Source organism: Microbacterium sp. W4I4 (genome assembly GCF_030816235.1).
Classification (GTDB): Bacteria; Actinomycetota; Actinomycetes; order Actinomycetales; family Microbacteriaceae; genus Microbacterium.
This window is the reverse complement of the sequence record NZ_JAUSXT010000001.1, coordinates 540,062-564,410: the sequence shown is the minus strand read 5'-3', so window position 1 is coordinate 564,410 and position 24,349 is coordinate 540,062. Positions and strand designations below refer to the sequence as shown.

Below are 24,349 nucleotides of genomic sequence, written 5' to 3'. Positions count from 1 at the left end.
TGGGTCGTTCCGCTGGAATGGATCATTGCCATCATCTCCTCGGATATCCGCTCAGTTGCGATGATGATGTACCGGAGAGAACGCTCGCCACAGCCTTGACACTCGCACGACGAGTCGATAGTCGAGACAGCCGCAGCCGTGCGCCCACTAATCTTGATGGAGTGACCGCCACTCCCCTCCCCCGCAGCTCGCCGAGCTGGCGCGGCTGGCTGATCTGGTCGGTCGCCGTCGCCGCGTATGTGCTCGCGATCGTGAACCGCAGCTCGCTGAGCGCGGCCGGCGTCGACGCGGCCGAGCGGTTCCAGGCGGATGCCGCCACGCTCTCGCTCTTCGCCGTCGTGCAGCTCGCCGTCTACGGTGGCATGCAGATCCCCATCGGGGTGCTGCTCGATCGATTCGGGTCGCGTCCGATCATGGTGATCGGGATGCTGCTGATGGCGGCCGGCCAGTTCGTCATGGCGGTCTCGCCCAGCATCGGCGTCGCGATCGTCGCGCGCGTGCTTCTCGGCGCCGGTGACGCCGCGATCTTCCCCGCCGTACTGCGGCTGGTCGCCACCTGGTTCCCCGCGCAGCGAAGCCCGTTGATGGTGCAGATGACCGGTATCGCAGGTCAGGCCGGGCAGCTGGTCGCTCTGCTTCCGCTGGCGGCCCTGCTGCACTCCACCACCTGGACGATCACGTTCGGCAGCGTGTCAGGACTCGGCGTCCTGTTCGCGATCCTGGTCTGGGCGATCGTGCGCAACCGGCCTCCCGAGCGCACGGAGGACGTCACGGTCAACACCGAGACAGGCGTGATCCGAGTGGTCACCTCATCGATCGACACCGGCGTCGGCATCCGCGCGGCCTGGGCTCACCCCGGTACCCGGCTCGCCTTCTGGTCGCACTTCACGACGCCCTTCGCGGGCACCGCGTTCCTTCTCCTGTGGGGCATGCCGTTCCTGACGGCGGGCGAGGGCCTCTCGAATGCGGCCGCTGCAGGCCTGCTGTCGCTGAACGTCGTCGTCGCCATGGTCCTGGGGCCGATCCTCGGAGAGCTCTCCCGCCGCAGTCCGCTGCGCCGTTCGCTCGCACTCGTGCTGCCGAGCATCGGTGTGCAGGTCATCGCGTGGCTGCTGGTGATCTTCTGGCCCGGTCCAGCCCCGGTATGGCTGCTTGTCGTGCTCGTGATGTGTCTCGGGGCCGGCGGCCCGGCATCCATGATCGCCTTCGACCACGCACGCACGCACAACCCCGCTCATCGCCTCAGCACGGCGACCGGCGTCACGAACTCCGGCGGCTTCCTCGCCGCCCTGACGGCGATCTTCCTGATCGGGCTCATGCTCGACCTCCAGGGAGCCGGAACGCCGTCGACCTATTCGATGGATGCCTTCCGCTGGGCGTTCTTCACCCAGGTGCCGCTGTGGATCCTCGGCATCACGATGATCATCATCGAACGCAAGCGCACCCGCATCCGCATCGGGGTGGATCCCGAGCGCAGACGCCGCCGCTGACGGTCTACTTCTGCAGCCCCAGCGCCTGGAAGGTCTCCAGGATCAGCTCCACGCTGACGCGCGAAGGCACCTCCAGGTCGTCGTCCTCGAACTCGGCCAGTTCGACGCCGCGCACCTGTTCGGTGGGCAACGCCGAGAAGATCGCAGCGATCTCGTGCGGCAGGAGTCCCTGCTCCACGCGATACGCGGCGGGGATGTAACCGGGCTCCAGAACGTCCCAGTCGACATGGATCCACACGTCCCGGTCGCCGACCAGTTCCGCGACCCGAGCCGGAGTGCTCTGCGCCGGAGGAAGCACCCTGACACCGCTGCGCTCGAGCAGATCCGCCTCAGCCGGGTCGATGTCCCGACCGCCCACGATGATCGCCTGCGTCGGATCCAGGCCGGCACCGTGACCGCTGTCCCACAGTCCGCACGCCGCCGCCAGCACCATGCCGCCCAGATAGCCGGACTCGGTGGTCGCGGGTGTGTTGAAGTCGCCGTGCGCGTCGATCCAGAGCACGACGGCATCGGGGAACCGCTCGGCGACCGTCGGCAGCGTACCCACACTCGCCCCGCACGTGTTCGTGGCCAGGACGGGTACGCTCCCGGCGTCGAGAGATTCGCGAAGCGCGTCCCGCAGCACGGTCAGAGTCTCGGATGCTGCAGGCAGGCTCACCGTCCAATCATCGGTGACCGCCGCAGACGGCGTGCCGACGATGCGCGGGTCCACGCTCAGCAGTCGGCCGAGTGCCCTGCCTGCTTTGAGCGCGCCGGGAAGGGCGCCGTCGGAGCGATCCCCGACCCGCCCCTGCGAGATGATGACATCGATCTTGCGTGACATGCGCTTCTCCTCGTGGTCGTCCTGCTCGCGCGCAGCGCTTCAGCGCCGCGGCGTCCATCCGATCGGACGCGGTCCCCCGCGGCCGCCGCGTTCGATGTCCGCCGCCGCCGACCAGCCCTGCGCGGCCTGCTCCGTGTCGAATCCGCCCCGCGCCAACCGCATCCCGACATCATCATGATGCATGCGCGGCCCGCCCCCGCGGCGCACCGATGCGCGCACGCTCCAGGCATCGTCGCTGAAACCGCCGCCGCGGAACACGCGGTAGTCGTCGTAACGCTCGGGATCCAGCAGATCCCAGCACCACTCCCAGACGTTGCCGAGCGTGTCGAACAGCCCGTTCAGGTTGGGGAGTCTGGCGCCGACGTCCTGGGGCGCGCTCACGCCGTCCAGCGCCGTCCAGGCGACATCCGCGAGCGGCCCGTAGTGCGGCCCCACGGACCCCGCCCGGCAGGCGAACTCCCACTCCGCTTCGGTGGGCAGACGGTACCCGTCACTGTCGACATGCCACGTCACGTCCTCGCCGTCGTACGTGTACGCGGGGTCGTAGCCCTCCCACTCCGAGGCCGCGTTGCAGAACCGGATCGCCCGCAGCCAGCTGAGATCGCGGGCAGGGCGCCGCGGATGCTGCGACGGCACACCGAGGAGTTCCGCGAACAGCTCCTCGGTGACGGGATACACGCCGATCTCGAACGGCTCGAGCTCGACGGTCCTGTGCTCGTTGCGTCGCGCGTCATGCAGGGTGACAGTGCCCGCGGGCATCATCCGCATCTCCGTGATATCCACGATCAGCCCGTCACGGAGTCCGGCCGCAGGTCTTCATCTCTGCTCGAAACGGGACGCTGGGGCAGCTTCACCTCGAACACCCGCATGAAGAACTGGCACATCGGTCCGACGAGCAGCGCGAAGGCGACGGTCCCCAACCCGACGATGCCGCCGAGGAGCCAGCCGATCACGACCACCGTGATCTCCAGCGCGGTGCGCACCATCCAGATCGGGCGCCCTGTCACCCGATGAAGTCCTGTCATGAGCCCGTCGCGGGGCCCGGGACCGAAATGGGCGCCGATGTAGAGGCCGGTGGCGGCGGCGAGCGTGGTGAGGCCGATCACGAAGAACACCACGCGCACCCAGAGGAGATCCGTCTCCGGGATCACCAGGAATCCGATATCGGCGGACGGGCCGACCAGCACGGCGTTGAGGATGGTCCCGACGCCGGGCTTCTGACGGATCGGTATCCAGACCAGCAGCACTATCGCGCTGACGATGATCGTGATCATGCCGAAGCTCAGCGGCAGATGCATCGATATGCCCTGCGAGAGGACATCCCACGGAGCGGCGCCGAGAGCACCCCGGATGATGAACGCGATTCCGATGCCGTACAGGAACAGCCCGATCAGCAGCTGGACGATGCGTCGCGGCATCCGCCGGCCCGCCATCGCCGTCACTGCGGATTCCGTTCGACCCACGCCCCGTACTTCGCCGTCCGGCCATCGCCGGACGAGGTCCGGGTGACGCGCCGCTTGACCCAGGGGCCGACGAACTCGCGGTAGTACGTGTAGCCGCTGGGACCAGCGGGCGGGTGCGCGGCCGGGGACCACCACTCGGCCGGCGGTTCGTAGCCCAGAGCGTGCAGCACGCGGGCCGCGACCCGGTGGTGGCCGTGCGTGTTCATGTGCAGTCGGTCCTCCGACCAGTACGGTGCGCGCGAGAGCTCGGTGTCCGGCCAGTTCAGCGCCCGGATGACGTCCGGGCGGTCCTCGATGCGACGTATGACGGCCTCGGACAGCTGATCACCGCGACGCTGCACCATCTTGCCCATCGGCAGACGTCCGCTCGGGTTGGCGCCGGACAGCACGATCAGCCGCACGCCCTCCTCGTCGCAGCGCCGCAGCACACGGGAGAACGCATCGGCGATGTGCTCGATGTCGGCGTTCGGGCGGAGCATGTCATTGCCGCCGGCGTTGAAGGACAGGTGGGTCGGTCGCAGTGCCAGCGCAGGCTCCAGCTGCTGCTCGACGATCGGCCAGGCAAGCCGTCCCCGGATGGCGAGATTGGCGTACTCGATCGTTGTGCCTGCGGCATTCGCCCACCCCTGCGCGGCGATGTCGGCCCAACCGCGTACCGTCCCGTCGGGAAGCTCGTCACCGACACCCTCTGTGAACGAGTCTCCGATCGCCACGAAACGCACTTCCGCCATGCCTTCCAGCCTATGACCGCTGGAGAGCGCCGAGCGACGTGTCAACGGTCGTCGAGCGACTTTCCGCGTCGGTCGACGAGTCCCCACGCAGCGACGGTGGCGACCACGAAGAAGGCGGAGAAGATGACGAACGCGAGCGGCGCACCTCCTCGAGCGAGCAGCACCGGCACGACCAGCGGGGCGACGATCGAGGCGATCCGTCCGACCGCGGCCGCCCACCCGGCACCGGTCGCCCGCAGCGAGGTCGGATAGATCTCCGGGGTGACCGCGTACAGCGCGCCCCACGCCCCGAGGTTGAAGAACGACAGCGCCATGCCTGACGCGATGATGGCGACCTGGCTGTCGGCCACGCCGAACAGCACGGCGGAGACGGCGGATCCTGCGAGGAACACCGACAGCGTGATACGTCGCCCCCACGCCTCGATGAGCCAGGCCGCGACCGCATAGCCGGGCAGCTGCGCGAGCGTGATCAGCAAGGTGAAGCCGAACGACTTCACCAGGTCGTAGCCTGCGGCGAAGAGGATGCTGGGGATCCAGATGAACGCGCCGTAGTACGCGAAGTTCACGCAGAACCACACCGTCCAGACGCTGAGTGTGCGCAGCCGGAACTCCGGCGACCACAGAGTGCGCATGCGCGCGGATGCCGTGGCTGCCAGAGGCTCGACCGCCGGCGCCTTGCGGATCGTCTGGGTCCGCTGCAGCGCGGCATCCGTCTCGAGCGAGGACACGATCCGATCGGCCTGCCCGATGCGGCCGCGGGATGCCAGCCAGCGGGGCGACTCGGGCAGACCCCACCGCACCACCAGCGCATAGGCGGCAGGGATGGCACCCAGCGCGAAGGCCCAGCGCCAGCCGTCTTCGGACGCCGGGATCACGAAGTAGCCGATGAGGGCCGCGGCGGTCCAGCCGACCGCCCAGAACGCCTCGAGGATGACGATGAGCCTGCCCCGGATCGCCGCCGGAGCGAACTCGCTGACGTATGTCGACGCCACGGGCAGTTCTGCACCGAGGCCGAGCCCGACGAAGAAGCGCAGCACGAGCAGCATCGCCACTCCCCCGACCAGGGCGCTCGCTCCGGTCGCCACACCGTAGACCAGCAGCGTGATGGCGAACACCTGTCGCCGGCCCAGGCGGTCGGCCAGCAGGCCACCGACACCCGCGCCGATCGCCATGCCGATGAAGCCGACCGAGGCGATCCAGCCCGTCTCCGCGGGAGACAGCGACCACTGCTGGGCGAGCACGGCGATGATGAACGAGATCAGGCCCACGTCCATGGCATCCAGCGCCCAGCCGACGCCGGAACCCGTCAGGACCCGCAGATGCGACCGTGTGAACGGCAGCGCATCAAGACGTGCGGCGAGCGAGGATCGGCTCGAGAGCGTTGGTCCGGACATGCTCTCATCGTAGAGCCGCGCCCGCGTGCGGATGGCGCGGATCAGTCGAGCAGGACGTTGCGGAGGGTGTCGAGCCCCACTCCGCCGATGTCGAGCGCGCGCTTGTGGAAGTCTTTGAAGGAGAAGGCGTCGCCTTCCCGCTCGTGCACACCGTCGCGGACCTGCTCCCAGATCCGCTGCCCGACCTTGTACGACGGCGCCTGCCCTGGCCAGCCCAGGTAGCGGTTCACCTCGAACTGGCGGAACTCGTCGGACATGTTCACGTTGTGGCGCATCATCTCCAGCGCATAGTCATGGTCCCAGACCCCGTCTCCGTCCAGGCGGGGCTTGCCCAGATGCACACCGATGTCGAGCACCACGCGCAGTGCACGCAGTCGCTGACCGTCGAGCATGCCGAGACAGTCGGCCGGATCGTCGAGATAGCCCAGCTGCTGCATGAGACGCTCCGCGTACAGCGCCCAGCCCTCTGCGTGTCCGGAAGTGCCCGCCAGTACGCGACGCCACGTGTTCAGCTCGGCCCGGTTGTAGGTGGCCTGCGCGATCTGCAGGTGATGGCCGGGAACGCCCTCGTGGTACACCGTGGTCAGCTCGCGCCAGGTGTCGAACTCGGTCACACCCTCGGGCACCGACCACCACATGCGGCCGGGGCGTGAGAAGTCATCGGTGGGGCCTGTGTAGTAGATCCCACCCTCCTGGGTGGGAGCGATCATGCACTCCAGCGCCCGGATCTTCTCGGGGATGTCGAAATGGCTGGCGCCGAGCTCGGCGATAGCGCGGTCGCTGGTCTCCTGCATCCACCGCTGCAGCGCTTCGGTGCCGTGAAGCTTGCGCGCAGGGTCGGCCTCGAGGTGCGCGACCGCCTCCTCCACGGAGGCGCCGGGCAGGATCTCCTCCGCGATCGACTGCTGCTCGGCGACCATTCGCGCGAGCTCGTCGCGGCCCCACTCGTAGGTCTCGTCGAGGTCGATCGTCGCACCGAGGAACCGGCGCGAGTTCAGAGCGTACAGATCGCGGCCCACGGCATCCTCCTCGGATGCCACCGGTGCCAGTTCCCCGATCAGGAAGGAACGCAGCTCGTCGTAGGCGAGGCGCGCCGCGCCCGCACGGTCCGCCAGGTCGCGTGCCAGCGAGGCAGGAAGCTGCCCCTCCGCAGGCGTCGCGTCGGCGGTGAACTTGGCGAAGAAGCCGTCATCGGCGCTGTAACGCGCGATCTGGGTGGCGACTTCGCTCACCTGACGGCGTGCGGGGACGACGCCTTGACGGATGCCTTCCCGAAGTGTGTCGACGTAGCCGCGCAGCGCGTCGGGCACGGCGGCCAGACGCTCGGCGACGACCGCCCAGTCGTCGACCTGCGCGGTCGGCATCAGGTCGAACGCCTGGCGGAAATCCTGCGGCGCCGAGGCGATCACGTTGAGGTCGCGCAGGTGCCACTGCGCGTCGTGCAGCTCCACCTGCAGGCGCAACTCGGCCGACAGGTCGGTCTTCGTGACCTCGTCGATGCGGTCGACGGGCTCCAGCGCGTCGAGCTCGGCCAGCGCGGCACGAGCGGCGGCGACGGAGCGGTCATGGCCCTCCGGGCTGACATCATCGAGCCGTCCGTTGGCCTCGTTCCGGCCGATGTAGGTGGCCAGTACCGGCGACAGGTCGACCAGGGTGTCCACCCAGCGCTCGGCGACATCATCGATCGCGGACGGGGTGCGGGCTTCAGCAGTCATGGGGTCGAGCCTAATGCGCGGCCTCGTTCCAATCCTGTCCGCGGCCGACCTGAACGTCCAGCGGAACGGTCAGGTCGGCGGCACCGGCCATCCGGTCGCGGACGATCTTCTCCACCGCCGCCCACTCCCCCGTGCCGACCTCGACCACGAGTTCGTCGTGGATCTGCAGCAGCACGCGCGACTGCATCCCGGCGGAGCGCAGATCGGAATGGATGCGGAACAGCGCGAGCTTCATGATGTCGGCGGCACTGCCCTGGATCGGCGCGTTCAGCGCGGCGCGCTCGGCGTTCTCGCGCAGCACGCGGTTCGGGCTGCTGAGATCGGGGAAGGGACGGCGGCGGCCGAAGATGGTCTCGGTGTAGCCGTCCTCCTTGGCCTGCATGACCGACGCGCGCAGGTAGTCGCGCACGGCGCCGAAGCGCGCGAAGTACTCCATCATCAGCTGCTTGGCCTCGGACTGCTCGATGCGCAGCTGCTTGGACAGGCCGAAGGCACTGAGCCCGTAGACGAGGCCGTAGGACATGGCCTTGACCTTGGTGCGCATGGCCGAGCTGACCTCTTCGGGCTCGACGCCGAACACCCGAGAGCCGACGAAACGGTGCAGATCCTCGCCCGAGCGGAATGCCTCGATGAGCCCCTCGTCACCCGAGAGGTGCGCCATGATGCGCATCTCGATCTGCGAGTAGTCGGCGGTCAGCAGGGTCTCGTAGCCCTCGCCCACCTGGAAGGCGCTGCGGATGCGACGCGATTCCTCCGTGCGCACGGGGATGTTCTGCAGGTTCGGGTCGGTGCTGGAGAGGCGCCCGGTCTGGCTGCCGGTCTGCACGTACGTGGTGTGCACGCGCGCGTCGTCACCGAACGCCCCGTTCTTGCCGATGGCGGTGTCGAGCGACTCGATGATCTGACGCAGCTTGGTGGCCTCGCGGTGCTGCAGCAGCAGGTCGAGGAATCGGTGCGGGTGGCTCTCCTGCAGATCGGCCAGCACCGCGGCATCCGTGGAGTAGCCGGTCTTGGTCTTGCGCGTCTTCGGAAGCTGGAGATCCTCGAACAGCACCTCCTGCAACTGCTTCGGCGACCCCAGGTTGAACTCGCGCCCGACCAGCTCGAACGCCTCCGCGGCGAGAACCTCGGTGCGTGCGAGGAGCTCACCGGAGAAGGTGGAGAGAACGTCGTGCGAGACCGCGACCCCGGCGATCTCCATGTCGGCGAGGGCGAGCAGCGTGGGCAGCTCGATATCGGTGAGCACGGATGCCACGGACTCGTGCATCGCCTCGCGGATCGCGTCGGCGGTGCGCAGCGTGAACCAGGCCTCCTGCGCGGGAGTGGCGCCGTCGGTCTCGGGAACGAGCTGCGTCGGGTCTGCCTCCGGAAGCGTTTCGTCCAGATAGCGGCCGACAAGGTGTCCGAGGGTCTTGTCGGGCAGGCTCGGGCGCATCAGCCAGCCGGCAAGGAGCGTGTCGTAGGCCAGGCCCCCGAGACGGATGTCCGCGGCCAGCAGCGCCTTCACCTGCGGCTTGGCGTCATGCAGCACCTTGGCTGCGTCGGACTCGAGCCAGGGCCGCAGCGCGACGCCTGTCTGCTCGTCCCACGCGCACTCGCGGAGCTCCGTGCCGTCCGCGACCCCCACGCGGGAGATCGCCCCGCCCGAGATGATCAGGTTGACGGCCACCTCGGTGGTGCGCCCCTGGAGCCAGGCGGCTACATCTTCGGCGGTGGACTCGACCGCGACGGGAAGCTGCACGGTCGGAGCCTCGTGCACGGGCTCGTCACCGGCGCCCACGGCCTCGAACACGCGGGGCAGCAGCGTGCGGAACTCGAGCCGCGCGAAGATGTCCCGCACGGCCTGTGCGTCGATGGGGGCCACCGCGAGCTCATCCGGCCCCAGGGGGAGCTCGACGTCGTTCAGCAGGCGGTTCAGCCTGCGATTGCGGCGCACGTCCTCGATGTGGTCGCGCAGGTTGCCGCCGACCACGCCCTTGATCTCACCGGCGCGCTCCAGCAGCTCGTCGAGGCTGCCGAACTGGGTGAGCCACTTGACGGCCGTCTTCTCGCCCACCTTGGGCACGCCAGGGAGGTTGTCGCTGGTCTCTCCGACCAGCGCGGCGATGTCCGGGTACTGCTCGGGGCGGACCCCGTAGCGCTCCTGGACCGCAGCCGGATCGTACCGCTTCAGCTGGGAGACTCCCTGCACAGAGGGGTACAGCAGCGTGACCTCGTCATTGACGAGCTGGATCGAATCGCGGTCGCCCGAGACCACCAGCACGTCATAGCCCTTCTCGGAGCCCTGACGGGCGAGGGTTGCGAGGATGTCATCGGCCTCGATGCCCTCCTTCGTCAGCACCGTGATCGACATCGCGGCCAGGCAGTCCTGCAGCAGCGGGACCTGCCCGCGGAACTCCTGAGGAGACTCGGAGCGGGTGGCCTTGTACTCCGGGTACTCGTCGGTGCGGAACGAATGCCGCGACGTGTCGAAGGCGATCGCCATGTGCGTGGGCTTCTCGGCCTTGATGAGGTTCACCAGCATCGACAGGAACCCGTAGATGGCGTTCGTGTGCTGGTTGTCCTTCGTCGTGAAGTTCTCGACCGGAAGGGCGAAGAACGCCCGGTAGGCGAGCGAGTGGCCGTCGATGACCATGAGGGTAGGCTTTGCGGAGTCCGTCACCCTGCAAGCCTAGCCAGCACGACGGACACTCGCCGAGGAGGACACGTGACGGAACAGGCACAGCTGACGGGCATCGAGTGGGCCACCCAGCGCGGCATGGGCGCTCTGGCGGAGAAGATGGGCATCGTCTTCACCGAGTTCGCCATCGAACGCAGCGTGGCCACCATGCCCGTGGAGGGCAACACGCAGCCGGTGGGCCTCCTGCACGGCGGCGCCTACGTGGTGCTCGGCGAGTCACTCGGGTCCATGGCGGCGAATCTGCATGCGGGCCCCGGTCGCCTCGCCGTCGGCGTCGACATCAACGCCACGCACACCCGCTCGGCCACCTCAGGCGTCGTGACCGGCGTCTGCACCCCCATCCACCTGGGACGAAGCATGGCCGTCCACGAGATCGTCGTGAGCGACGATCAGGGCCGGCGCTGCTCGACCATCCGGATCACGAACATGATCCGCGACCTTCCCGCCTGACACGCCCGCACCTGAACTGCGGAGACGACGAAGGCCCGGATGCCGTGCATCCGGGCCTTCGTGCTTCGTCAGGACTTCTTGGGGGCGAGCTGCTCGATGATCGCCTTCGCGACATCCTGCATGGTCAGTCGGCGATCCATGGACGCCTTCTGGATCCAGCGGAAGGCCTCCGGCTCGCTGAGGCCCATCTTCTCGTTGAGCAGGCCCTTGGCCCGGTCGACGAGCTTGCGGGTCTCGAAGCGCTCGACCATGTCGGAGACCTCGGCCTCGAGCGTGATGATCTGCTCGTGGCGGGCCAGCGCGATCTCGATCGCGGGCAGCAGGTCGTTCGGCGTGAAGGGCTTGACCACATAGGCCAGGGCGCCGGCTTCGCTGGCGCGCTCCACGAGCTCCTTCTGGCTGAATGCCGTCAGCAGCACGACGGGCGCGATGTTCGCCTTGTGCAGCCGTTCGGCGGCGCTGATGCCGTCCAGCAGAGGCATCTTCACGTCCATCACGACCAGATCAGGACGCAGTTCGGTCGCCAGCTGCACGGCGGTCTCGCCGTCACCGGCCTCGCCGACCACGTCGAATCCGTTGTCTCGCAGGATCTCGACGATGTCGAGGCGGATCAGCGACTCATCCTCGGCGACGACGACGCGTCGCGGGGCGGATGCCGTGGGCTGCTCAGGCTGTTCTTCGGTCACGGTTACATCCTATCGGGGTGAATCCTTGTTCGAGCTGGTGGGACACCCTTCGGGCGCCCCGCCATGCATGTGCCGGCGGTGGGACTCGAACCCACACGTCCTTACGGACAAAGCATTTTGAGTGCTCCGCGTCTGCCATTCCGCCACGCCGGCCCGGATCGACTTTAGCGCATGCGAGAAGGGCGGACCCGTGGGCCCGCCCTTCTCGCATCAGCTCAGACGCCGTTCTTGTAGATCGGAGCAGCTCCGCCGACCGCATCCCCGACCTTGTGGACGCGGATGTCGTTCGTGGAGCCCACGATTCCGGGAGGCGACCCGGAGATCACGACGACGCGATCGCCTTCCTTGGCGAGCCCGGTGCCCAGAAGGTAGTCATCCACCTGGTGGAACATGGCGTCGGTGTGCTGCACCAGGTCGACCAGAGTGGAGTTGATGCCCCAGGTCAGCGCCATGCGGCGACGGATGCCGGGCTCGGGCGTGAACGCGAGCATAGGGATGCGCGAGCGCAGCCGCGACAGGCGGCGTGCCGAGTCACCCGACTGCGTGAACACGCAGAGGAACTTCGCCTCCACGAACTCCGCCACCTCGAGGGCCGCGAGCGTGATCGCCCCGCCCTGCGTGCGCGGCTTGTTCGTGAGCGGCGAGATGCGCTCCAGACCGTGCTCCTCGGTGGACGCGATGATGCGGGCCATCGTCTCCACGACCACGATCGGGTAGTCGCCGACGCTGGTCTCGCCGGAGAGCATGACGGCATCCGCACCGTCGAGCACGGCGTTCGCCACGTCGGAGGTCTCGGCGCGCGTCGGCACCGGGCTGGAGATCATCGACTCGAGCATCTGCGTGGCGACGATGACCGGCTTCGCCATGCGGCGCGCCAGTTCCACTGCACGCTTCTGCACGATCGGCACGGCCTCGAGGGGAAGCTCCACGCCCAGGTCGCCGCGGGCGACCATGATGCCGTCGAATGCGTCGACGATCTCCTCGAGTGCGTCGACGGCCTGCGGCTTCTCGATCTTCGCGATGACGGGGACGCGCACGCCCTCCTCGGCCATGATCTCGTGCACGCGCTCGACGTCGGAGGCGTCGCGCACGAACGACAGCGCGATCAGGTCGGCGCCGGTGCGCAGACCCCAACGCAGGTCGTCCTCGTCCTTCTCGCTCAGTGCGGGGACGTTGACAGCGACACCGGGCAGGTTGATGCCCTTGTTGTTCGACACGGCGCCGGCGACGATGACCTTGGTGGTCACCACGGTGCCGTCGGTCTCGACGACCTGCACGCGCACCTTGCCGTCATCGATCAGCAGGAAGTCGCCGGCCTTGACGTCCTGGGGCAGGCCCTTGAACGTGGTGCCGCAGATCTCGCGGTTTCCGACGATGTCCTCGATGGTGATCTTGAAGATGTCGCCGACGGCCAGCTCGTACGGTCCGTCCTCGAACTTGCCGAGGCGGATCTTCGGACCCTGCAGGTCGACGAGCACCGCCACGGGGCGTCCGGCGTCGTCAGCAGCGCGGCGCACATTGGCGTAGTTCGCGTCATGCACGGTGTAGTCGCCGTGGCTGAGGTTCAGCCGGGCAACGTCCACACCTGCTTCGATCAGTGCACGGACCGTTTCATAGGTCGAGGTTGCAGGTCCGAGCGTGGCCACGATTTTCGCGCGTCTCAACGGCTTCTCCAGGGGTAAGAAGGGAATGGAAACAAAATGGCGACGGTGCCGCGCTCAGCCTACGCGGGCTGGACGCTGAGTGCGACATCCGTTGCGGCGACCGGGCTCGGCAGCACCGTGTCGCCCATCAGGTCGCGGTCGATCGTCGCGGCCGCAGCGCGGCCCTCGGCGATCGCCCAGACGATGAGCGACTGGCCGCGACCGGCGTCGCCGGCGACGTACACGCCCGGCTCCGAGGAGACGAAGCGCGCGTCGCGACGGTAGTTGCCCGTGCCGGTGACAGCGGGCACATCCTGGTCGCCGAGTACGTGGGTCTCCGGGCCGGTGAAGCCCATCGCGATGAGCACGAGCTCGGCGGGGATCTCCCGCTCGGTGCCGCTCTGCGGCACGCGCCTGCCGTCCACGAAGGCCGTCTCGGCCACACGCAGCGCACGCAGCGCCCCGCTCTCGTCGGACAGGAACTCGACGGTCGAAGCCAGGTAGGTCCGCTCGCCGCCCTCCTCGTGCGAGGACTGGATCTCGAACAGCGTGGGCTGCGTCGGCCAGGGCTGGTGCTCACCGCGCTCCTCGGCGGGCTGACGCCCGATCGCGAGGTTGGTCACGCTCAGCGCGCCCTGACGGTGCGCGGTGCCGATGCAGTCGGAGCCGGTGTCGCCGCCGCCGATCACGACCACGTGCTTGCCCTTCGCGGAGATCTGATCGGCGACCTCGTCGCCGGCGACCACGCGGTTGGCCTGCACGAGGTAGTCCATGGCGAAATGCACGCCGGGCAGGTCGCGCCCGGGGATCGCCAGCTCACGGGGAACGGTCGAGCCCGTCGCGACCAATACGGCGTCGTACCGTGCCCGCAGGTCGCTCCAGGACAGCTGCACGCCGATCTCGACGCCGGGCCGGAATCTCGTACCCTCCGCCGTCATCTGGTCGATGCGGGCGTCGACGAGCTGCTTCTCCATCTTGAAGTCGGGGATGCCGTAGCGCAGCAGGCCGCCGATGCGGTCATCGCGCTCGTACACGACCACGGTGTGACCGGCGCGCGTCAGCTGCTGGGCAGCGGCGAGACCGGCAGGACCCGACCCGACGACGGCGACGGTCTTTCCCGTCAGACGCTCGGGCGGCTGCGGCTGCACCCAGCCGTTCTCGAGCGCGTCGTCGGCGATGGTCTGCTCGATGCGCTTGATCGTGACAGCGGGCTGGTTGATGCCGAGGACGCAGGCGCTCTCGCACGGGGCCGGGCACAGCCGCCCGGTGAACTCCGGGAAGTTGTTCGTGGCGTGCAGCCGGTCGCTCGCCGCAGAACCCTCATCGCGCCAGGTCAGGTCGTTCCACTCCGGGATCAGGTTGCCCAGCGGGCAGCCGGAGTGGCAGAAGGGCACGCCGCAGTCCATGCACCGGCTGGCCTGGCGGCGCAGCATGGTGTGGTCTGTGGGCTCGTACACTTCCTTCCAGTCCATGATGCGCACGGGAACCGGGCGGCGAGCCGGCAGTTCGCGTTCGGTCGTCTTCAGAAAGCCTTTGTGATCAGCCACCGGTCACCTCCAGGATCCGGGTCCAGATACTCTCGCCGTCGGGATCGTCCCCCGCGGCCTCCGCCTCTCGGCGGATCTCCTGCACAGCCGCGTAGTCGCGCGGCAGCACCTTCACGAACGCGGTGCGCAGGGCATCCGCATCAGCGAGCAGCTCGGCCGCCAGCGGCGAGCCGGTGCGCTCCACGTGCTCGGTCAGCAGTCCTTCCAGCGCGGCCACGTCGGCGTCGTCCAGACCGAGGAGCCGAAGTTCGCCGCTCTCGAGCGCCCCTGCATTGACCTGCGCCTCGCGCAGGCCGTGCACGTAGGCGATGCCGCCGGACATGCCGGCACCGAGGTTGCGTCCCGTGGTGCCGAGGATGACCGCGAGACCGCCGGTCATGTACTCGAGCGCGTGGTCGCCCACACCCTCCACGACGGCCGTGGCGCCGGAGTTGCGCACCAGGAACCGCTCCCCCACGACTCCGGAGATGAACATGGAGCCGCTCGTCGCGCCGTAGCCGATCACGTTGCCGGCGATGACGTTGCGATGCGGGGCGAAGGAGGCGTCCCGCGGCGGGCGGATGACGATGTCCCCACCGGAGAGTCCCTTGCCCACGTAGTCGTTGGCGTCGCCTTCCAGGCGCAGCATGATGCCGGCCGGAAGGAACGCGCCGAGCGACTGCCCGGCCGTGCCGCGCAGGGTGACGTCGATGGTCTCCGGGGGCAGCCCCGCCGCGCCGTACCGCGACGTGACGTGGTGACCCAGCATCGTGCCCACCGCACGCTCCGTGTTGCGGATGGGCAGGTCGATCCGCACAGGATCGCCGTCGTCGAGCGCGTCGGCGGACAGGGCGATCAGTGTGGTGTCGAAGTGCTTCTGCAGCTCGTGGTCCTGGTGGCGGGCGCTCTTGCGGGGCTCGCTCGCCGGGAACGCCGGACCCTGCAGGATCGGGCTGAGATCGAGGTCCGCGGCCTTGCCGTGCTGGGCGACGGCATCCGTGCGCAGCAGTTCGGTGTGCCCGATGATCTCATCCAGCGAGCGGAATCCGAGTGCGGCGAGGTGCTCGCGCACCTCTTCCGCGATGAACTCCATGAAGTTCACGACGAATTCCGGCTTGCCCGTGAAGCGAGACCGCAGCAGAGGGTTCTGCGTGGCGACGCCGACCGGGCACGTGTCGAGGTGGCAGACCCGCATCATGATGCAGCCGCTGACGATCAGCGGAGCCGTCGCGAAGCCGAATTCCTCGGCTCCGAGCAGCGCGCCGATGATCACGTCGCGGCCTGTCTTGAGCTGGCCGTCGACCTGCACGACCACGCGGTCACGCATGCCGTTGAGCATCAGCGTCTGCTGGGTCTCGGCGAGGCCGAGCTCCCATGGGGTGCCCGCGTGCTTGAGCGAGTTCAGCGGGCTCGCGCCCGTGCCGCCGTCATGACCTGCGACCAGGATCACGTCGCTGAGCGCCTTGGCGACGCCGGCGGCCACAGCCCCGATGCCCGACTGGCTGACCAGCTTGGTGTGGATCCGCGCCTTCGGATTCGCTCGCTTCAGGTCGAAGATGAGCTGCTTGAGGTCTTCGATCGAGTAGATGTCGTGGTGCGGCGGCGGCGAGATCAGTCCGACGCCTGGCGTGGCGTGGCGTGTGCGGGCCACCCACGGGTACACCTTCTGCGGCGGCAGCTGGCCGCCCTCCCCCGGCTTGGCGCCCTGGGCGAGCTTGATCTGCAGGTCGGTCGCCTCGGTGAGGTACTGGCTGGTGACGCCGAAGCGTCCGGATGCCACCTGCTTGATGGCGCTGCGACGCTCCGGATCCACGAGCCGCTCCGGGTCCTCGCCGCCCTCGCCGGTGTTCGACTTGGCGCCCAGGCTGTTCATCGCGATCGCCAGCGTCTCATGCGCCTCTTTGGAGATCGAGCCGTAGCTCATCGCTCCCGTGGAGAACCGCTTGACGATGGCGCTGACCGGCTCCACCTCGTCCAGCGGGACCGCCGGACGCTCGCCCGTGCGCAGCTCGAACAGGCCGCGCAGGGTCTTCAGCTCCCGGGACTGGTCGTCGACCAGGGCGGTGTACTCGCGGAAGATGTCGTAGCGACGGGTGCGCGTGGCGTGCTGCAGGCGGAACACGGTGTCCGGGTTGAACAGGTGCGGTGAGCCGTCGCGGCGCCACTGGTACTCCCCGCCGGTCCACAGGCGCTCGTGCGCCCGGGCTGCGGAGTCCTCCGGGTAGGCGAAGTCGTGCCTTGCCTGGTTCTCGGCGAACAGATCCTCGATGCCGATGCCGCCCAGGCGGGTCTCGGTGCCGGTGAAGTACGCGTCGACAAGGTCCTGGCTCAGGCCGATGGCCTCGAACACCTGGGCGCCCGCGTACGACGACACGGTGGAGATGCCCATCTTGGACATGATCTTCAGGACGCCCTTGCCCAGCGCGTGGATCACGTTGTGCACGGCCTGCTCAGGCGAGATGCCGGTGATGTAACCGGTGCGCACCAGGTGCTCCACGGTCTCCATCGCCAGGTACGGGTTCACGGCGGAGGCGCCGTAGCCGATGAGAGTCGCGACATGATGGACCTCGCGCACGTCGCCCGCCTCGACCACGAGCCCGACCTTCATGCGGTTCTCGCGGCGGATCAGGTGGTGGTGCACGGCGGCGACCATGAGCAGCGATGGGATCGGGACGAGGTCCTTGTTCGAGTCGCGATCCGAGAGGATCAGGAACTCCGCGCCGCGCTCGATGGCGGCATCCGCCTCGGCGCACATCTCGGTCAGCCGATCCTGCAGCGTGTGCGGGCCCGCATCGAAGTGGTACAGACCGCGGATGGTCGCCGTGGAGCGGCCCGGCAGCGCCCGATCGATGTGACGGATCTTCGCCAGCTCGTCGTTGTCGATCACCGGGAAGTCCAGGCTCACGGTGCGCGCGTGCTCAGGCCCCCAGCTCAGCAGGTTGCGTTCGGGGCCCAGCCCCAGACGCAGGCTGGTCACGACCTCTTCGCGGATGGCGTCCAGCGGCGGGTTGGTGACCTGTGCGAACTCCTGCACGAAGTAGTCGAACAGCAGACGGGGCCGGTCACTGAGTGCGGCGATCGGAGTGTCGGTGCCCATCGCGCCGAGAGGCTCGGCGCCGGTCTGCCCCATCGGGGTCAGCAGGATCCGCACCTCCTCCTCGGTGTAGCCGAAGGTGCGCTGACGGCGGGTGATGGATGCCGCCGGATGCACGATGTGCTCGCGCTCGGGGAGATCCGCCAACTGCACGGCACCCTGATCGAGCCAGTCCTGCCAGGGCTCCAGCGAGGCGAGGTCGCGCTTGACCTCTTCATCCTCGATGATGCGGCCCTGAGCCGTGTCGACGAGGAACATCCGACCGGGCTGCAGACGCCCACGGCGCTTGATCCGCTCCGGTGCGAACTCCAGCACCCCGGTCTCGCTGCCGATGACGATCAGGCCGTCGGTGGTCTCGGTCCAGCGGCCGGGCCGCAGACCGTTGCGGTCGAGCGTGGCGCCCACCTGGGTGCCGTCCGTGAAGATCAGCGCGGCGGGGCCGTCCCACGGTTCCATCTGGTTCGCGTGGAACTCGTAGAAGGCGTGCAGATCGGGATCGAGGTCGGGCTGCTTCTCCCAGGCCTCGGGCACCATCATCATCACTGCGTGCGGCAGGCTGCGGCCGGTGAGGGTGAGCAGCTCGAGGACCTCGTCGAAGGAGGCCGAGTCGCTGGCGCCCTCCGTGCAGATCGGCAGCAGCGGGGCGATGTCGCCGAGCAGCTCGGATTCGAGCTGGGACTGGCGCGCCCGCATCCAGTTGCGGTTGCCGCCGACGGTGTTGATCTCGCCGTTGTGCGCCAGCATCCGCAGCGGCTGCGCCAGCGGCCAGGACGGGAAGGTGTTGGTCGAGTACCGGGAGTGCACCACGGCCAGCTCGGAGGCGAACAGCTCGTTCTGCAGATCGGGGTAGAACGGCTCCAGCTGCAGGGTGGTGACCATGCCCTTGTAGCCGAGGGTCCGGGCGGACAGGGAGACGAAGTAGGCGTCGAGTTCGTGGCCCGCGCGCTTGCGCAGACGGTAGGCGATGCGGTCCAGGGCGATGCCGGCGGCTCCGCCGGGTGCGGAGAGGAAGAGCTGCTCGAACGCGGGGCGGGCGTCATCGGCGAGCTTGCCGAGGTTCTCGTTCGCGGTGGGCACCGTGCGCCAGCCGAGCACGGAGAGGCCCTCGTCGGCGGCGATCCGCTCGATGCCGGCCTTCTGCTCGCGGCGTGCGCTCGACTCCCGAGGGAGGAACGCGAGGCCCGCGGCGTACTCGCCGACCGGGGGGAGATCGAAGTCAGTGACCGATCGGAGGAACGCGTCCGGCATCTGGGTCAGGATGCCGGCGCCATCGCCGGTGCCGGCATCCGAGCCGATCGCACCGCGGTGTTCCAGGTTGCGCAGCGCCTCCAGCGCCAGCGCGATGATGTCGTGCCCGGCTTCGCCGCGCAGAGTCGCGACCATCGCCAGACCGCAGGCGTCCTTCTCGAACGCCGGATTGTAAAGTCCCTGCTTCGGGGGGTATGCGCCGGAGGCGCCATAGGGAGGCTGGAAGTACACCAGTCACCGTCCTCAGTGTCGAGTGAAACCGGGGACAGCGCTGGCCCGCTCGTTCAGTGTGAATGATCACACGCCGCAGGGCGTCGAAATGACGCGCCCGCTCTATGGAGCGGTGCTTGTGGCGGGTGCTCCTGCGTCGATCTCATCGGCCGGAGGCTCACTCAGGTCGACGTAATCAAGGGATTCGTTCTGCGATTCTACATCCGCATCAGGCCGCTGCCGACCGTTCGCGTATGCAGACGCCTCGACACCGGTGTGGCGACGCGTCTGCACGATGAGGATGACGATTCCGACGACCACACCGATGATCGCCGCCCACACGTTGCTGCGCAAGCCGAAGAAGATCTCGCTCGGGTCGATGCGGATCGACTCCCAGACGATGCGGCCGGCGCCGTACCAGATCAGGTAGACCGCGAACAGCTTGCCCCACTGCAGGCGCAGCCTGCTGCCGATCCACAGCAGCACGAGCACGCCGAGGCCGTTCCAGATGACCTCGTAGAGGAACGTCGGGTGGAACAGTGTGCCGTCGGGAAGACCGGGAGGGAACGCGGGGTTGGTGGATTCGATCTCCAGGCCCCAGGGCAGATCGGTGGGCAGACCGAAGAGCTCATGGTTGAACCAGTTGCCGAAGCGGCCCATCGCCTGTGCGAGGAGAAGTCCGGGCGCGAGGGCGTCGGCGAATGTCCAGAAGCGGATGCCTGTCCATCGGCATCCCAGCCAGGCACCGACCGCACCGCCCAGCAGTGCGCCGAAGATCGCGATGCCGCCCTCCCAGATCGCCCAGACCGAGCCGGGCTCGAAGGGGTTCCAGGTGTTGCTTCCCGGGCCGAAGTAGAAGCCGGGGTGGGTGAGCACATGGAAGATGCGCGCACCGATGATCGCCAGCGGGACGGCGAGGATCGCGATGTCGATCACGACCCACTTCTCGGCGCCGCGCTTGGTGAGGCGGTGGTTGGTGAGGATCGTCGCCACGATGATGCCCGCGATGATGCACAGCGCGTAGTAGCGGATGGGCACAGGGCCGATGTTGAAACCGCTGGAGGGAGGGCTCGGGATGCTGGTGAGCACACTCGTGAAGGTGCTGTGAAGCGCGAGGGACATGAGAGTGAGTCTAGTTTCCTGTCACGAATCGTGCGGACGGCGTGCCGTCCGCGAGTGCTCGGGTGATTTCCGCGAGTCGGTCCAGTCCGCCGTCGCGCAGCGCCTTGACCAGTGCGGTGCCGACGATCGCGCCATCGGCGTAATCGACGACGCCGGCGACCTGCTCGGCGTTGGAGATGCCGATGCCGACGCATGCGGACGTCGCGCCGCGCTCGCGCATGCGCTCGATGAGCGTGCGCGCGGCGCGGTCGAGTGCCGCCCGCTCCCCCGTGATGCCCATCGTGGAGACGGTGTACACGAATCCGGTCGACGCCTTGATGACGAGATCGAGTCGCTCGTCGGTCGAGGTGGGCGCGGCGAGGAAGATGCGGTCCAGGCCCGTGCGCTCGCTCGCGGCGATCCACTCCCCTGCAGCCTCGGGCGTGATGTCTGGCGTGATCAGCCCGGCCCCGCCGGCGGCGAGCAGGTCATCCGCGTAGCGGTCGACGCCGTACTGCAGCACCGGGTTCCAGTACGTCATGACGACGACGGGCACGTCGGTCTGCGAGGTGATCGCCTGCACGGCCGTGAACAGGTCGCGCGTACGGTAGCCGTTCGCGAGCGCCTGCTGGGTGGCCTGCTGGATCACCTCACCGTCCATGACAGGGTCGGAGTACGGCGGGCCGAGTTCGATGACGTCGACGCCGTTGCGGGCCAGGGTGAGGGCCGCGTCGATGCTGGTCTGCAGGTCGGGGTATCCGACAGGCAGGTAGCCGACGAACGCGCCACGGCCCGCATCGTGCGCCCTGCGGATGGCATTCTCGACGCGGCTCACGACGGGTCCTCCTGGTCGTACATCTCCTGGTCGTACAGTTCGAAGTACCGCGCGGCGGTGTCCATGTCCTTGTCACCGCGGCCGGACAGGCAGACGGCGATGATCGCATCCGGACCCAGTTCCCGGCCGATGCGCAGCGCGCCGGCGAGAGCGTGCGCGGACTCGATCGCGGGGATGATGCCCTCGGTGCGGCTGAGCAGGCGCAGCGCCTGCATCGCCTCGTCGTCGGTGGCCGGGATGTATTCGGCGCGGCCGATGTCCGACAGCCAGGCATGCTCGGGTCCGACGCCCGGGTAGTCCAGACCCGCCGAGATCGAGTGCGACTCGACGGTCTGGCCGTCCTCGTCCTGCAGGACGTAGGTCTTCGCGCCGTGCAGAACGCCGGGGCGGCCGCGTTCGATCGAGGCGGCGTGCTTGGGCGTGTCGACGCCATCGCCGGCGGCCTCCACGCCGTAGAGCTTCACGCCCTCGTCATCCAGGAACGCGTCGAACATGCCGATCGCGTTGGAGCCGCCGCCGACGCAGGCGACGACGGCATCCGGAAGGCGGCCGGCCTCGGCGAGCAGCTGCTCGCGAGCCTCCTCGCCGATGATCTTCTGGAAGTCCCGCACCATCGCCGGGAAGGGATGCGGCCCGGCCGCGGTCCCGAAGATGTAGTTGGTCGTCTCGACGGTCGCCACCCAGTCGCGGTAGGCGTCGTTGATGGCGTCCTTCAGAGTGCGCGATCCGGTCTTGACCGGGACGACCTCGGCGCCGAGCAGCCGCATCCGCGCCACGTTCAGCGCCTGGCGCTCCGTGTCGACCTCGCCCATGTAGATCGTGCAGTCGAGCCCGAACAACGCGGCCGCGGTGGCCGTGGCGACGCCGTGCTGGCCCGCCCCGGTCTCGGCGATGACGCGGGTCTTGCCGAGCCGCTTGGTCAGCAGCGCCTGCCCCAGCACGTTGTTGATCTTGTGGGATCCGGTGTGGTTGAGGTCCTCGCGCTTGAGGTACACCCGCGCGCCCCCGGCGTGCTCGGCGAACCGGGCTACTTCGGTGATCGGCGACGGCCGCCCGGCGTAGGAGTGCAGCAGCCCGGCGAGTTCGGAGCGGAACTCCGGGTCGACGATGGCGGCTTCATACGCCGCTGTCAGTTCGTCGATCGCGGCGATGAGCGATTCGGGCATGTACCGCCCACCGAACTCGCCGAAGAACGGCCCGTGCTGGTCCCGCAGACTCACAGAGACTCCTTCTGGCCGCGGACGACCATCGATCCGGCCTCGAGGAAGCTCGTCAGAGTCGCCACCGGGTCGCCGGTGACCAGCGCCTCTCCGATGAGCACGACATCCGCTCCCGCCTCGCGGTAGCGACGGACATCCTCCGGAGCGAGCACCGCCGACTCGGCGACGCGGATCGCCGTGTCGGGGATCCGGTCCGCAAGACGCGCGAACAGGTCGCGATCCAGCTCGAGGGTCTTCAGGTTGCGGGCGTTCACGCCGATCAGCGAGGCGCCCAGGTCGATCGCGACGTCGAGCTCCTCCGCGGAGTGCGTCTCGATGAGGGGCGTCATCCCGAGCTCGAGGATCAGCGCGTGCAGCTCGCGCAGCGTCGACCGAGAGAGCCCCGCGACGATGAGCAGCGCGAGAGCCGCGCCCGCCGCACGGGCCTCGAACACCTGGTACGGCGTCGCGATGAAGTCCTTGCGCAGGACGGGAACCGACACACGTGCGGTCACGGCCTCGAGATCGGCGAGGCTGCCGCCGAAGCGACGCTCCTCCGTGAGGACGCTGATCGCCGAGGCCCCGCCCTGTTCGTACAGGGACGCCTGCAGGGCGGGATCGGGGATCTCCGCGAGGGCGCCTCGAGAGGGGCTGGCGCGCTTGACCTCGGCGATGATCTTCACCCGGTCGGCGGGTGCCAGGGCGGCGAGGGCGTCGTGTGCCGCGGGGCGCGCAAGGGCGTCTCGCTCCACGTCGGCGAGCGGCCGCGTCAACGCACGACGCTCGGCATCCTCGACAGCGCCGGCCGTCAGGTCGGCGAGGACCATCAGTGCGCCTTCGGCGTGTACTTCGGGCCCTTCACTCCCCAGCCGGCCTTGGCGAGGACCCAACCCGAGATCGCACCGATGAGGACGATGGCGGCGGAGACCCAGACGCCCACCTCGCCGTTCGGCACGCAGAAGAAGACGGTGCCGAGGGCGAAGCCCACCAGCATGATCACCACGGCCGTCCAGGCTGCAGGCGAGTGTCCGTGACCGGGGTCGGCGATCGGGTTGGTCATGTTCTCCTCCGGGAGGTCGGCGATGGTCTCAGTCTATCGGGAAGGCCCGGTCGGATCGGTGCCATGGGACAGCTCGTCCCAGGAGTCGATCGGATCCAAGGGGCCGGTGTGCTCGTGGTGCGCCGCCCCAGGCTGCTCGTAGCGCCGGCCGCCTGACTTCCAGCGATGCGCGGTGCCGAGGACGAAGACGGATGCCAGCAGCAGAACGATCCAGGCCACCAGAGCCGCCGTCACCCAGGCTGTCGGTTCCAGGGCCGTCACGATGGATCCCAGCGCCTTGTCACCACTCAGCCCGGTGGCTTCCGTCAGGGCCGGGGCGACGGCCGCGAGGGGCGCGCCTGACAGGATCGGGAGCGTACCGAGGATCAGCACGATCGCACCTGCTCCCCCGAGGACGGCGAACACGTACCGCAGCAGACGGCCGGCGATCGACATCGCGGCGCCCAGAGCGAGCACGGCGAGTGAGAGCGGAGCGAGCAGGGCGAGGGCATCCGCGCCTGCCACGAGCAGAGGCTGCTCGGTGTCGGCGCGTTGGACCGTGATCCAGGTCTGGGTCGAGGAGATGATGCCGATGCCGCCCGCGATCAGGAATCCGAGCACCGCGAGCAGCCGTGCGCGTCGCAGCATGGTCACTCGCTGCCCGTCACGGTGAGCTCACGCCCGTCGAAGCAGGTGCGGGTTCCCGTGTGGCAGGCGGGCCCATCCTGATGGACGGTGAGCAGGATGGCATCCCCGTCGCAGTCCACGGCCACGCCGTGCACGCGCTGCGTGTTGCCGGAGGTGTCGCCCTTGCGCCAGTACTCCTGGCGGGAGCGCGACCAGTACACGGCTCGTCCGCCGGTGAGGGTGCGCCGCAGCGCCTCGTCGTTCATCCACGCGAGCATCAGCACCTCGAGGGTGTCGTGCTGCTGCACGATGACCGGCGCGAGTCCGGCGTCGTTCCAGACCACGCGGGCGATCTCGTTCTCCACGATCTCGTTCTTCACGATCTCGTTCTTCAC

Annotated in this window: 20 protein-coding genes and 1 tRNA gene; 2 read left to right on the top strand and 19 right to left on the bottom strand. The window is 68.6% G+C overall.

Annotated features, from left to right (window positions below; all coding sequences use genetic code 11):
• Nucleotides 1-161: 161 nt before the first annotated feature.
• Nucleotides 162-1,490, top strand: coding sequence for a nitrate/nitrite transporter (locus QF046_RS02615; protein WP_373425646.1), 1,329 nt, complete (start codon nucleotides 162-164; stop codon nucleotides 1,488-1,490).
• Between the two features lie 4 nt (nucleotides 1,491-1,494).
• Here QF046_RS02615 and QF046_RS02610 read toward each other — a convergent pair whose 3' ends face one another.
• From QF046_RS02610 to polA, 7 genes are read right to left on the bottom strand one after another with little or no spacing between them, the layout of a single operon-like run.
• Nucleotides 1,495-2,313, bottom strand: coding sequence for an arginase family protein (locus QF046_RS02610; protein WP_307365908.1), 819 nt, complete (start codon nucleotides 2,311-2,313; stop codon nucleotides 1,495-1,497).
• A gap of 39 nt (nucleotides 2,314-2,352) precedes the next feature.
• Nucleotides 2,353-3,081 carry an SUMF1/EgtB/PvdO family nonheme iron enzyme gene (locus QF046_RS02605; protein WP_307372655.1) on the bottom strand — a complete coding sequence of 243 codons (729 nt, stop codon included), beginning with the start codon at nucleotides 3,079-3,081 and terminating at the stop codon, nucleotides 2,353-2,355.
• Between the two features lie 17 nt (nucleotides 3,082-3,098).
• On the bottom strand, nucleotides 3,099-3,746 hold the full coding sequence (locus QF046_RS02600) for a YitT family protein (RefSeq protein WP_307372652.1): 648 nt from the start codon (nucleotides 3,744-3,746) through the stop codon (nucleotides 3,099-3,101).
• Between the two features lie 5 nt (nucleotides 3,747-3,751).
• The gene (locus QF046_RS02595) at nucleotides 3,752-4,507 is read right to left on the bottom strand and encodes an SGNH/GDSL hydrolase family protein (RefSeq protein WP_307365906.1); all 756 of its coding nucleotides are present in this window, start codon (nucleotides 4,505-4,507) and stop codon (nucleotides 3,752-3,754) included.
• A 41-nt stretch (nucleotides 4,508-4,548) separates the two neighbouring features.
• Nucleotides 4,549-5,901, bottom strand: coding sequence for an MFS transporter (locus QF046_RS02590; protein WP_307365904.1), 1,353 nt, complete (start codon nucleotides 5,899-5,901; stop codon nucleotides 4,549-4,551).
• Between the two features lie 41 nt (nucleotides 5,902-5,942).
• Entirely contained in the window at nucleotides 5,943-7,616 is a 1,674-nt protein-coding gene (locus QF046_RS02585) for a DUF885 domain-containing protein (RefSeq protein ID WP_307365902.1), read from the bottom strand.
• Between the two features lie 10 nt (nucleotides 7,617-7,626).
• Nucleotides 7,627-10,278 (bottom strand): DNA polymerase I, encoded by a 2,652-nt coding sequence (gene polA / locus QF046_RS02580; RefSeq protein ID WP_307365900.1) that lies wholly within the window; start codon nucleotides 10,276-10,278, stop codon nucleotides 7,627-7,629.
• Between the two features lie 96 nt (nucleotides 10,279-10,374).
• Here polA and QF046_RS02575 point away from each other — a divergent pair, with 96 nt between their 5' ends.
• Entirely contained in the window at nucleotides 10,375-10,746 is a 372-nt protein-coding gene (locus QF046_RS02575; RefSeq protein ID WP_307372649.1) for a hotdog fold thioesterase, read from the top strand.
• A gap of 68 nt (nucleotides 10,747-10,814) precedes the next feature.
• On the opposite strand, the gene QF046_RS02570 is transcribed toward QF046_RS02575, so the two are convergent.
• From QF046_RS02570 to hisI, 12 genes are all read right to left on the bottom strand, one after another.
• Nucleotides 10,815-11,432 carry an ANTAR domain-containing response regulator gene (locus QF046_RS02570; protein ID WP_307365897.1) on the bottom strand — a complete coding sequence of 206 codons (618 nt, stop codon included), beginning with the start codon at nucleotides 11,430-11,432 and terminating at the stop codon, nucleotides 10,815-10,817.
• A gap of 70 nt (nucleotides 11,433-11,502) precedes the next feature.
• Nucleotides 11,503-11,585, bottom strand: a tRNA-Leu gene (locus QF046_RS02565).
• Nucleotides 11,586-11,647: 62 nt separating this feature from the next.
• Nucleotides 11,648-13,096 (bottom strand): pyruvate kinase, encoded by a 1,449-nt coding sequence (gene pyk, locus QF046_RS02560; RefSeq protein WP_307365895.1) that lies wholly within the window; start codon nucleotides 13,094-13,096, stop codon nucleotides 11,648-11,650.
• 59 nt (nucleotides 13,097-13,155) lie between these two features.
• Nucleotides 13,156-14,622: a glutamate synthase subunit beta gene (locus QF046_RS02555; RefSeq protein WP_307365893.1), complete on the bottom strand. Its 1,467-nt coding sequence runs from the start codon at nucleotides 14,620-14,622 to the stop codon at nucleotides 13,156-13,158.
• Nucleotides 14,615-19,174 carry a glutamate synthase large subunit gene (gltB, locus tag QF046_RS02550; protein WP_307365891.1) on the bottom strand — a complete coding sequence of 1,520 codons (4,560 nt, stop codon included), beginning with the start codon at nucleotides 19,172-19,174 and terminating at the stop codon, nucleotides 14,615-14,617. Before gltB ends, QF046_RS02555 begins: the two co-directional genes overlap by 8 nt.
• 102 nt (nucleotides 19,175-19,276) lie before the next feature.
• Complete coding sequence (gene lgt / locus QF046_RS02545) at nucleotides 19,277-20,275, bottom strand: prolipoprotein diacylglyceryl transferase (protein WP_307365889.1); 999 nt, start codon at nucleotides 20,273-20,275, stop codon at nucleotides 19,277-19,279.
• A gap of 10 nt (nucleotides 20,276-20,285) precedes the next feature.
• Nucleotides 20,286-21,089: a tryptophan synthase subunit alpha gene (gene trpA, locus QF046_RS02540; protein WP_307365887.1), complete on the bottom strand. Its 804-nt coding sequence runs from the start codon at nucleotides 21,087-21,089 to the stop codon at nucleotides 20,286-20,288.
• Complete coding sequence (trpB, locus tag QF046_RS02535; RefSeq protein WP_307365885.1) at nucleotides 21,086-22,309, bottom strand: tryptophan synthase subunit beta; 1,224 nt, start codon at nucleotides 22,307-22,309, stop codon at nucleotides 21,086-21,088. The genes trpA and trpB overlap by 4 nt, the downstream gene beginning before the upstream one ends.
• Nucleotides 22,306-23,115: an indole-3-glycerol phosphate synthase TrpC gene (trpC, locus tag QF046_RS02530; RefSeq protein ID WP_307365882.1), complete on the bottom strand. Its 810-nt coding sequence runs from the start codon at nucleotides 23,113-23,115 to the stop codon at nucleotides 22,306-22,308. The genes trpB and trpC overlap by 4 nt, the downstream gene beginning before the upstream one ends.
• Entirely contained in the window at nucleotides 23,115-23,348 is a 234-nt protein-coding gene (locus tag QF046_RS02525) for an HGxxPAAW family protein (protein ID WP_307365880.1), read from the bottom strand. Before QF046_RS02525 ends, trpC begins: the two co-directional genes overlap by 1 nt.
• Before the next feature lie 33 nt (nucleotides 23,349-23,381).
• Nucleotides 23,382-23,975: a Trp biosynthesis-associated membrane protein gene (locus QF046_RS02520; protein WP_307372647.1), complete on the bottom strand. Its 594-nt coding sequence runs from the start codon at nucleotides 23,973-23,975 to the stop codon at nucleotides 23,382-23,384.
• Nucleotides 23,976-23,977: 2 nt separating this feature from the next.
• Nucleotides 23,978-24,349: a phosphoribosyl-AMP cyclohydrolase gene (gene hisI / locus QF046_RS02515; protein ID WP_307365878.1), complete on the bottom strand. Its 372-nt coding sequence runs from the start codon at nucleotides 24,347-24,349 to the stop codon at nucleotides 23,978-23,980.

Excerpts from the sequence above, each read along its gene's own strand:
- QF046_RS02605 (WP_307372655.1), bottom strand. The coding sequence starts at position 3,081 with ATGCGGATGATGCCCGCGGGCACTGTCACCCTGCATGACGCGCGACGC.
- QF046_RS02525 (WP_307365880.1), bottom strand. The coding sequence starts at position 23,348 with ATGACCAACCCGATCGCCGACCCCGGTCACGGACACTCGCCTGCAGCC.
- trpC (WP_307365882.1), bottom strand. The coding sequence starts at position 23,115 with ATGGTCCTCGCCGACCTGACGGCCGGCGCTGTCGAGGATGCCGAGCGT.
- QF046_RS02610 (WP_307365908.1), bottom strand. The coding sequence starts at position 2,313 with ATGTCACGCAAGATCGATGTCATCATCTCGCAGGGGCGGGTCGGGGAT.
- QF046_RS02520 (WP_307372647.1), bottom strand. The coding sequence starts at position 23,975 with ATGCTGCGACGCGCACGGCTGCTCGCGGTGCTCGGATTCCTGATCGCG.
- QF046_RS02600 (WP_307372652.1), bottom strand. The coding sequence starts at position 3,746 with ATGGCGGGCCGGCGGATGCCGCGACGCATCGTCCAGCTGCTGATCGGG.
- QF046_RS02595 (WP_307365906.1), bottom strand. The coding sequence starts at position 4,507 with ATGGCGGAAGTGCGTTTCGTGGCGATCGGAGACTCGTTCACAGAGGGT.
- QF046_RS02590 (WP_307365904.1), bottom strand. The coding sequence starts at position 5,901 with ATGTCCGGACCAACGCTCTCGAGCCGATCCTCGCTCGCCGCACGTCTT.
- QF046_RS02575 (WP_307372649.1), top strand. The coding sequence starts at position 10,375 with ATGGGCGCTCTGGCGGAGAAGATGGGCATCGTCTTCACCGAGTTCGCC.
- QF046_RS02585 (WP_307365902.1), bottom strand. The coding sequence starts at position 7,616 with ATGACTGCTGAAGCCCGCACCCCGTCCGCGATCGATGATGTCGCCGAG.
- lgt (WP_307365889.1), bottom strand. The coding sequence starts at position 20,275 with ATGTCCCTCGCGCTTCACAGCACCTTCACGAGTGTGCTCACCAGCATC.